The organism is Anoxybacillus ayderensis (assembly GCF_000833605.1).
GTDB lineage: Bacteria > Bacillota > Bacilli > Bacillales > Anoxybacillaceae > Anoxybacillus > Anoxybacillus ayderensis.
This window is the reverse complement of record NZ_JXTG01000007.1, coordinates 16,476-25,794: the sequence shown is the minus strand read 5'-3', so window position 1 is coordinate 25,794 and position 9,319 is coordinate 16,476. Positions and strand designations below refer to the sequence as shown.

Sequence of the window (9,319 nt, the reverse complement as noted above, 5' to 3'; positions counted from 1 at the left end):
CATTCCCCTTTACAAATATCGTTCTTGCCAAACAAGACGAATTCGAGCGCGCTGTCCATTTGCACTGCTATATGCAAATGTGTTTCCACCAGGGAAAAACGCACCGAATTCACCATCAATCATCGACAGAATATTATTTTCTGCAGTGTCATATGCCCCAGTTGTAGCAATATCCCGTTCCATGCTTTTCGTTGCTAAAAAGCTCTCTGTGTTGATTTCGATTGCTGAGTTAGGTGTTAGTACGCCGTTATGCAACAGATATTTGTCGTTGATCGTGATTTTTGGGTTTTGAATCTCCCCAAACACTGCTTGGATCATGAACGACGGATAGGTTTCTGCTGTACCATGGTTAGAAATATACTGCACGCTGTTAGAATCCATATCGAACGTTAATTCTCTAGTATCGATGGCATACCGAAACGGCTGACAACGGAAAACCAGTGTAAAGCTCGACAGTGTTTTGCGTACATCAATAGAAAACGAACCAGCTAACTTTCCAATATAATATACATCTGGTTCTTCACTAAGAATTAATTTACTCTCCTGACGAGTAAAAATGCGGGAAAGTTTTCTAATATCCTGTCTCCTTTTTTCTCTCGACTCGTGCGTTATAAGACAATCAATTTCAATTTCACGTGTCCCAAATTCTTTTGGAAACACGAGTGATCCATGACGCCCGGGAACATTTTCATAATTGTCCTCAAATGTCGGCAATGCTGGGTTGCGAAAACGTAAAACCTTAATATTCAATTCTTCCGAACGTATACCGTCAAACTGAAACCACATACTCATCGCAATCCCCTACTTCGTTTTGAGCGCTCGATTATCGTATACAATTCACGTGAAAGTTTTTCAATATCATTGTCGTTTCTAACAACCATATTTTCGATGATGATGGTCGGTCCTGCACTCGAAGCATCCGACATCACGTTACCAACGACGTTCGTTTCAACAACATGTTGAATCGTTGCTGGCTTTATACTTGGTAGAGCGATGTTGCCGATTTGTTGACCAGCTTTTGCTACCCGCTTCGCCATATCGGCAACGCTGTTTTCGGCTAGCTTTGCATCGTCTGTAATCCCAATCGCCAAACCTTGTGACAAATATCCTCCGTATTCCGCAAATAAACGGCTCGGGCTACGAATACCGAAAAAGTCTTTAATTTTATTGGTTAATCCAGAAAGCATCGACTTAACCTTTTCCCATAGCCAATCTGCCATGTTGCTCATACCGTTCCATATGCCACGAAGCAAATCTTTCCCGATTTCTACAAAGCTACTTGCCCAACTTCTTGCGGTGTTTTTGATACCTTCCCATATGTTGACTAACGTATCTCTTACACCGCCAAAGATATTAGAAATTGCGCTTCTTAAACTGTTGAATGTGTTTTGTACAGCAGAAGATAAACTGCTAACGATATTGCTAACGCTCGTTTTAACACCATTCCACACATTCGATAAAAATGAAGCGATTGCATTAAAAATAGTCGTTGCTGCTGTTTTCAACCCGTTCCATACTTCAAAAACAACCGTTTTAATTGTGTTCCAAATAGTCGTAAAAATCGTTTTGTATATGTTGAGTACAGTCGTAAAATACGCTTTTATCCCCTCAAAAATGGCTGTGGCCGCCGTTTTTAGTCCTTCCCAAACCGTTGTGATTACCGTTTTAATACCTTCCCATACGGTTGTAAAAATCGTTTTATAAATGTTGACAATCGTCGTAAAATACGTTTTCAGTCCATCCCAAACTACCACAGCTACTGCCTTTATCCCTTCCCATGTTGCCGATAGAAACGCTTTGATTTCGTCCCAGTTTTTATATAGCACAACACCGATAGCTACTAATCCAGCAATTGCCCCGATCGCAATACCGATCGGACCGGTGATGACAGCTATCGCACTTGAAAAGACTCCTGCCATTCCACCAGCGCTAGCCAACACGCTTGCCAATGCCCCAAACCCTTGCATAGCTGTTCCTACAATTGACAATACAACACCAATGGATGCAACAATCCCGAGCAAAACAGCTGAAATAGCCGCCCCGATTGCTATGAATTGCTTCATTCCGTCTGGAAAGCTATTAAAAGCATTGAATAAACCTTGCAGTGCCTCTGCAACTACACGAATAGCTGGGGCTAATGCATCGCCAATAGAAATTTGTGCCGTTTCAATAGCGCCCCCTAGTTCCTCAAGCGCACCTTTTAAATTGTTCTTCATTTTTTCTGCTGCTTCTTTCGATGCTCCGCTTGAGTTCTGAAGTGATTTCGTCAAGGAGTCTAATTTTTGTGGTCCAGCTTCAATCACGGTGAGCATTCCACTTGCTGCTTCCGTCCCGAAAATAGTGGAAAGCGCTGCAAGTTTTTGTGCATTGCTCATATTTTTTGTTTTCTCAGAAAGCTGGCCAATAATATCCCCGAAAGGTAGCATACGACCTTGTGCATCAGTCACTTGGATGCCTAGTGAAGCTAATGCCTCTCGCGCCTCTTTTGGTGGATCAGATAATCGAATGAGAGCCCCACGCAATGTTGTACCGGCCTGTTCTCCACGGATACCGTTATTCGCCATAATTTCTGTAGCTGCCGCAAGTTCTTCAAGCGAAATTCCTAATGTTTTTGCGATTGGAGCAGCATACTTGAACGTGTACTGCATATCTTGCACACCAGCTGCTGAATCATTTGCCGCTTGTGCTAGAACATCTGCTACTCTTGACGCCTCTCCTGCTTCAAGGCCGAATGCATTGAGTGCTGATGATACTGTGTCAGCAACTAAAGCCATATCTTCTCCCGATGCCTCTGCTGCTGCGATAATCCCTGGCATCGCCGCAAGAATTTGATTTGTGTTGTATCCCATCGCTCCCATAATCTCCATACCTTGTGCAACCTCGGTAGCTGACTTAGACGTCGATGAACCGAGATCAAGAGCAGCCTGTTTGAGCTTCTCTAATTCATTCGGCGTTGCCCCTGCAATCGCTCCAACTCGAGAAAGCTGTGCCTCAAAATCCATCGATTTTTTGACAGAAACACCTAATGCACCACTAATTGCTGCACTTGCTACACCGAATGAGGCAGCAATTTGCGCTCCAGACGATTGAAGGTTATTACCCACGTCTTGCAAGCGTTGGCCGGTCTCATTCAACTTGGTTTGTAGTTGTCCCCATGCTGTCGCTTGCTGTTCAATCGTTTGATTTAACTGTCGCAACTGTGCTTCGGTTTCTTTCATTTCCGCCGTCGCTTTGTTGTAGGCGATTAAGAGATCACTCGTTTCCTTCGCATCCGCACCTTTTGCCTTTACGCTTTCATCATATAGTCGCTTTAATTCTGACACTTTCGTTTTCTGTAATTCGAGCGTTTGCGCTAAACTGTTGGCTTTTGTACGCAATTGCTCAGACGTTGAACCAAAATTCTCGATACCAGCTGTTGCAGCACGAAATTCGGAATCAATCACTTTCAACTGCTGGTCAATTTTTTGCAAACTTTGCGTTACAGCTTGCTCTAACTTGTTAAAGCCGTCCGATTGCTTTTCAATCTCTTTATTTGTTTGTTGTAACTGTGCCTCTGTCTTTTTCATTTCTGCGACAGCTTTGTTGTAGGCGATAAGCAATTTCTCGGTTTCAGCTGCGTCTTTTCCTTTCGTTTGCGCACTTTCTTCATATCTGCGCTTTAACTCAGCGACTTTCGTCTCGTGTAACTGTAGCTTTTGTGTGAGGGATTCCGCTTTAATTTGTAGTCCTTCCAAACTATTCTCGAAATCCTTTACACCACCAGTAGCCGCTTTAAACTCCGCGTCAACGAGCCGTATTTTGCGATTGACAGCCTCAATGCTCGTCGTGAAATTTGCACTATCTAATCCAAGCGACACTCGCAACGTACCAACTTCCGCCATCGTTTCACCACCTTTACAACAACTGCTCAATCATCAGCCGTTCTTTTCGCGTCTCTTTTTCCTCCGCATAGTCTAGAAGTTCAAAATAAAAACCGATGTCCATCTCATCCACGAGGTACATCGGTATGCCGTTCTTAATATGCGTGAGGTAAAACTCTTTCACCGCGTCATATGGGTCCATTTCAGACCCCGTTACACGTTTGGGTCGCTCGTTTTCGCCACCCCAATAACTTTATTCATGCAATCCGAAATTGTTGGAATGAGGTGATCCGCCGCAATACCATCGTAAAATTCATCGACCGTAAATTGTCCGTTAAACAGTTCGACAATAAAAGCAATAATGGAATCTAGTGCCTCTACATCAATATTGTTAAAGTCATATTTTTTGCGCAGTTCTAACGCTCGACGAAACATACGTGCTTTGACAAACGGAACAGTAAATGTTTTCTCCTGACCATTGATTAATAATGTAACCTGCATGTTTATCCCTCCATGTTATGAAATTGAAAAAGAGAAAGGGCTTCCCCCTTTCCCTTTATGGCCTTTATGGCGTTGTTGTTTCCTGATACACGGCGCTGAACCAGTTTTGAATGACTGCTGGATCCACACCTTGGTCTTTTGTATTCACCGACGCTTTCCATGCTTCATCAAATTCCCGTTTTACAAATTTGCCTTTTAGTGTAGGCGTTTGAAATTCGATCTTATCCCCTTTTGTTTTATATTGCTCTTCCGGTAATTCGAATTTCCCTTTGTATAGCCACACATATTTCTGTCCCCCATTCGAAAGAGGAAGAACGAATCCAAGCGCAACATATGGGGCTGTATCACCACTTTTTTGAATAACGACACCATCATCGTTAATCGTTGCGCCTAACAAAAACGCCTGCATCTCTGTTGAAATGTCATCTACTCCAATTTCCACTTCAATTTCGCCAAGAGACGAAGCAACTTCAGCTGGTCCGTCATCCGCATACAACGTTTCTGTGTTTACCTTCGGGCTAATTTTTGCTTCAATTGCTTTCGCCAATCGTTTTGGCGTATCGTACTGAACACCAGTGAAATCATCTTTAATCAACTTAGCCACATATGGATGCTTTAAACCGATTACTGCCATCGTATTCCCTCCTAACAAATATAAGAAAATCGAATTGCTTTATGGTACGTTTTCGTTTCTTCCTCAAACAAATCAACTTCTGATGTGCGACGAAAACCTGCTGCTATCATTCTCTCTTTCACTTGCTGAACTATTGATGTGTAGTCGCCTTTTGACCACACATCGACTTGTATAAAATGAGCTGTTTGCTGTTCTTCATCGTCTGCATTTAGTGCTGAAAACTGGTTGTATTCAAAAAAGGTGATATAAGTCGTTGCTGTACCGCTGTACGTTTGAAACGCAACAGGAACACCAACATGTTTCAGTGTGTCGATGATCATCTTGTTTAAGCTCATAACCCCAACTCCCGCCGAATGACATCGGCCATTTCATCTTGCACACGATCGATGTTTTCCTCAAAAGCTGGTTGCAAAAAAGGATGAGGGTCTGCTTTCGGATATTTTCGCCCTTTTTTCTCTCCCGCTTTTCGACCGAATTCGACAAACAATCCATAAAAACGATCGCGATCTGGTCCGATATCTACTGTTCCATCTTCCTTGATATCAGAAATAACGATGTTTTCAGCAAGTTTTCCCGTGTCTCGTGGAGCTTTTTGTGAAGCCGCTTCCTGAACCACCTTTGCACCGGCCATAAGTGCTTCTTGTTTGACTTGCTCAGCTTCGTTCCCCAACGTCTCCAACTTCCGCAACAATTCTTGCACACCTTCTAATTTAAAACCCATCACATCACTTCCTTTGCCACAATCGTCATCGTGACATTACACTCATCATCATTAATGACAGACAAAATTTCAAACGTGCGTCCTTTATATTGAATACGCATATCGGGTGTAATCTCCGCTGTGTAGCGCACGACAAAACGAACTGTATTTTCGTTTTGCGTTGTCGCCGCTTCATAATATTCTCGCCCACGCAACGTTTTAATCGCTGCCCATAAATGATGCCTGTCTTGCCATTCTTGCGACAAAAAACCATTTTCACTTTGTTCTTCGGTTTGCTGCTGGATTGTAATGCGATGTTTAAATTGGTTAGTCAGTCGTCGCGCCATTTGTCATTGCCTCCTGCACAAAAAATGGCGTCAATGCATCAAAGGCTTTGCCCATTTCTTCTTCGCTCACCCGATATTCGTAGAAAATAGAAGCAACGATGAGCACTAAATGATCTGCTTCCGTTCCTGTTGCGTTTTTTACATACTTTTTGGCTGTTTCTAAATAGAAAGAGAGCATGGCGTCTTCCATGCTCCCATCGATTCGCAAATGTTCCTTTAACATGTCAACAGAGACTGCCATGCCTCTTCACCCGCTTACGCATTTAACTCAAGTTTAAAGACAGATGGCTCAAACGGACCATATACAAGCTGTCCATCATTCAAGTGCCAAATTTTAAAACCGACATGGTTTGTATCAGCGTATTTTTCAATTAATTTCGTTACTTCCATTGTTCCGATAACATCTTGAATGTAGAACGTTGAAAAATCACCAAAATACAAGCGCTGAATATTCGGTGTACCTGCATCCACGAAATCTGTCACATCAACCGGGAAACCGAGTAAGCGATAGCCGAAGCCACCTTCTAATCCGATATCTGGGCGCAAAAGTGGGAATCCATCTGCCGTTTTAATTGTTTCAATTGCCGTCAATGCAGCACGGTTAATCATCCAACGCGCGTTTTTAAGCATGGACGTTGGCAAACTGTTTTTAAGTTGCACAAACTTGTCGTAAATGTCCGTTGCTGTCGGTGTAAAAGCGACCGCTTTGCGAATCAACGCACCTGGATTGTCTGCACTATTGAAGAAAAACTCCGCTTCTTCACGTACGTAAGCTTTCTTCAATTCATCCACAACGATTCGTTCCACATTCATCTCGCTCATTGCAAGAAGCTTCTTTGTGACAAGCACAAGTGCATCCGTTTCCGTTGGATTCAAATAGTACTCATCAAACTCGATATCTGTCTCTGGAATCGGCTGATTCAATGCACGCTCTGTTTTCACACGGTTTGCTTTCGCTTTTTTAATTAAAATCGGAAAGCCTTGTGTCCCTTTTGTTTGTACAACCTTTCCGTATTTTCGTAACAAGTTTTCTTCTTGGGCATAGGCAATAATTTCTTTCGCTAACGACTCCGGAACAAGTACATTGCCGCCGTGCGTCTGAACTCCCATTGCCCGAGCTTCGCTTTCACTAATTTGTCCTACAAGATATCGGCAAAAAGCGTTGCGTGTTTTCATTTCATTTGTTTTTACTTGGACACGAGAGGAAAGAGATTGGTTAATTATATTTGTTAAACCAGCACGCTGTTCTTGTGTTAAGATAGAGCGCTTTTCTCCTTCGTCCTCATCTTGTTCTTCATCGGCTTCGTTCTCGTCATCTTCTCCCCCTTCATCATCACCGCTACTATCGTTATCAACTGTTTCATCAAACTCTGCGAGAGCCTCGTTTACCGCATCTAAATCAGCTGTTAATTCATCGACTTCTGCCTGTACTTCTTCCATCGAACGAGTTTCAGAACCTTTTTCTAATAAATCTTTAAGCTGTTTTAATCGTTTTTCCAATTGCGCTTTACGCCGTAATAAATACTTTTTCATCGTTTCAACGCCTCCTCAATTTGTTTAATTAGTTTTTGTCTTTCATAATGAAGTTCTCGCTGTTCTGTAAACCTGTCGCGCACATATGCCTCTGTATCCTCGTAAGCAGGAAGACTCACAATGCTAATTTCATAAAGCTTTACTTCTTGGATGGTTCGTTGGGCTGGGTCTACGTCCCAGTTCCATGAATCCCGAACGACTTGGAAGCCAAACGAACATTGATTGATATCGCCGCGTTGCATGGAAATCATTAAGTCTTTTGCCCAGATCGTATCTGGTGGCGTAACACGGAATTTCAACCCTTTCTCATCTTCTTCGAGCGTGAGTGTACCGCTTTTCGTCCGCCCTAAAACATAATCCCAATTGTGATTAAAGAGCGCACGGACATCCGCTTTTTCCTTTAATGATTTGGCGAATGCTCCTTTGGCAATCGTTTCTTGAAACATATCTCCAATCATGGTCGGAGAATCAAAAATGCTCGCATAGCCTTCAATGACTTGCGAGCTTCCTTCGGTTCCAGCGCGTATTTCAATGTTCGAGAGCGTAAAAATTCGCTTTTCTTTCTCATTCATGGCGTCTCACCTCCTTTAATCACCTTTTTTAACGTCGCCTCCAGATTATCGAGACCGATTAAGTCTTTTGAAATGTATAGTTTTTTCGCTTCTTCTTGCTCTAAACGATCAAATCCAAGCATTTCGCGCGCATCGTTCGGTGACGCAATGGACGTTCGCACCAAGTTGTAAGCAATGTCCGTTTTCGTTTTCATTGTCACATAATCTAACGGGTTAATCTTGAAGCGAATCCGGCGCCCGCCTTGAGGGAAAAATAACTTTGACAAGTGCTGTTCAAGGTTTTTTATAATCGGACGTAGTACAGTCGTATAAAGCATCATCATGAATTGCTCCATATCCGTCTTTTGCAATTCAAGCAAATGTTCCAAGTCCACGCCCAAAAATTTACCTAAGTCTTTTTTATACACCGAAAGATATTTAAGAATTTTCTCGTCATCCACTGGGCTTTGTAACGCTTCAATCTCATATCCTTTGCTAAGTGGAATTAGCTGAATTTTATTCCCTTGTCCAGTCTGTTCTAGCTTGTCAAGGATGGCCATAATCATTGCATTTTGCGCTTGGTTATTTGGTGCAATATGCGTATCCAATTTCAACAAATACGCAAGCAATCCACCTTTTCTATACTTGTCTGTTAAACTATTTTCCGCATTCATGACCCCTTCGAGCGTTTGGCGTGCTAAATCTAGCAATCCTACACCATCTAAATGATTCGTCCCAATATTTTTAACGTGAACAATCATTTCCGCAGGGATTTGAACGCCACCAACGCTGTAAATTTTGCTTCCGTCCTCTAACAATTCCGAGTAGACCCCATTTAATACGTGCCATTCATTTCCGTTTTTGAAAATGTAGACTTTTCCACGTATTAAGAGCGTGTTGACGATAAGTTTTTTCATTTCAAATTCAGTCAAATATTGATTTGGATTGCGCAAAATCCGTAACGTATATAGGTCATTAATGTCCTTTCCTGCCTCGTCCTCAATAAAAAAATCAGTGAGCGCAATTTGGTCACTGATTAATTTCATCAAATTATAAATGTCAGAAGATTGAAGAATGTTTTCGTCGGTCACATAACCACCGTAGTTCCAGTAAAAGTTGTTAAAGACATTGAATTTAGAGCGTTTAAACCATCCAGAAAGCCGCTGCCATAATCCCAACGTTCTCACCTCCTT

Annotated in this window: 12 protein-coding genes; all 12 read right to left on the bottom strand. The window is 42.4% G+C overall.

Translation table 11 applies throughout. From position 1 onward, the window contains the following. Positions 1–9: 9 nt before the first annotated feature. Positions 10–792 (bottom strand): distal tail protein Dit, encoded by a 783-nt coding sequence (locus JV16_RS08040; RefSeq protein ID WP_052481238.1) that lies wholly within the window; start codon positions 790–792, stop codon positions 10–12. Then, complete coding sequence (locus JV16_RS08035; RefSeq protein WP_052481236.1) at positions 789–3,881, bottom strand: phage tail tape measure protein; 3,093 nt, start codon at positions 3,879–3,881, stop codon at positions 789–791. The genes JV16_RS08040 and JV16_RS08035 overlap by 4 nt, the downstream gene beginning before the upstream one ends. A 13-nt stretch (positions 3,882–3,894) precedes the next feature. Continuing rightward, positions 3,895–4,062: a hypothetical protein gene (locus JV16_RS15680; protein WP_155732709.1), complete on the bottom strand. Its 168-nt coding sequence runs from the start codon at positions 4,060–4,062 to the stop codon at positions 3,895–3,897. A gap of 11 nt (positions 4,063–4,073) precedes the next feature. Beyond that, positions 4,074–4,361 carry a phage tail assembly chaperone G gene (gene gpG / locus JV16_RS08030; RefSeq protein ID WP_042535162.1) on the bottom strand — a complete coding sequence of 96 codons (288 nt, stop codon included), beginning with the start codon at positions 4,359–4,361 and terminating at the stop codon, positions 4,074–4,076. Positions 4,362–4,425: 64 nt separating this feature from the next. Then, positions 4,426–4,995, bottom strand: coding sequence for a major tail protein (locus JV16_RS08025; protein WP_042535160.1), 570 nt, complete (start codon positions 4,993–4,995; stop codon positions 4,426–4,428). An 11-nt stretch (positions 4,996–5,006) separates the two neighbouring features. Next, a complete protein-coding gene (gene gp17, locus JV16_RS08020) occupies positions 5,007–5,330 on the bottom strand; it encodes a tail completion protein gp17 (RefSeq protein ID WP_042535159.1) in 324 nt (107 codons plus the stop codon). Next, positions 5,327–5,716 carry an HK97-gp10 family putative phage morphogenesis protein gene (locus tag JV16_RS08015; protein ID WP_042535157.1) on the bottom strand — a complete coding sequence of 130 codons (390 nt, stop codon included), beginning with the start codon at positions 5,714–5,716 and terminating at the stop codon, positions 5,327–5,329. The genes gp17 and JV16_RS08015 overlap by 4 nt, the downstream gene beginning before the upstream one ends. Further along, entirely contained in the window at positions 5,716–6,042 is a 327-nt protein-coding gene (locus JV16_RS08010) for a phage head closure protein (protein WP_042535155.1), read from the bottom strand. Before JV16_RS08010 ends, JV16_RS08015 begins: the two co-directional genes overlap by 1 nt. Next, positions 6,023–6,283 (bottom strand): head-tail connector protein, encoded by a 261-nt coding sequence (locus tag JV16_RS08005; RefSeq protein WP_042535153.1) that lies wholly within the window; start codon positions 6,281–6,283, stop codon positions 6,023–6,025. The genes JV16_RS08010 and JV16_RS08005 overlap by 20 nt, the downstream gene beginning before the upstream one ends. Before the next feature lie 14 nt (positions 6,284–6,297). Continuing rightward, positions 6,298–7,575 carry a phage major capsid protein gene (locus JV16_RS08000; RefSeq protein WP_042535151.1) on the bottom strand — a complete coding sequence of 426 codons (1,278 nt, stop codon included), beginning with the start codon at positions 7,573–7,575 and terminating at the stop codon, positions 6,298–6,300. Next, on the bottom strand, positions 7,572–8,147 hold the full coding sequence (locus JV16_RS07995) for an HK97 family phage prohead protease (RefSeq protein ID WP_042535149.1): 576 nt from the start codon (positions 8,145–8,147) through the stop codon (positions 7,572–7,574). Before JV16_RS07995 ends, JV16_RS08000 begins: the two co-directional genes overlap by 4 nt. Beyond that, positions 8,144–9,304 carry a phage portal protein gene (locus JV16_RS07990; protein WP_042535147.1) on the bottom strand — a complete coding sequence of 387 codons (1,161 nt, stop codon included), beginning with the start codon at positions 9,302–9,304 and terminating at the stop codon, positions 8,144–8,146. Before JV16_RS07990 ends, JV16_RS07995 begins: the two co-directional genes overlap by 4 nt. Between the last annotated feature and the right edge of the window lie 15 nt (positions 9,305–9,319).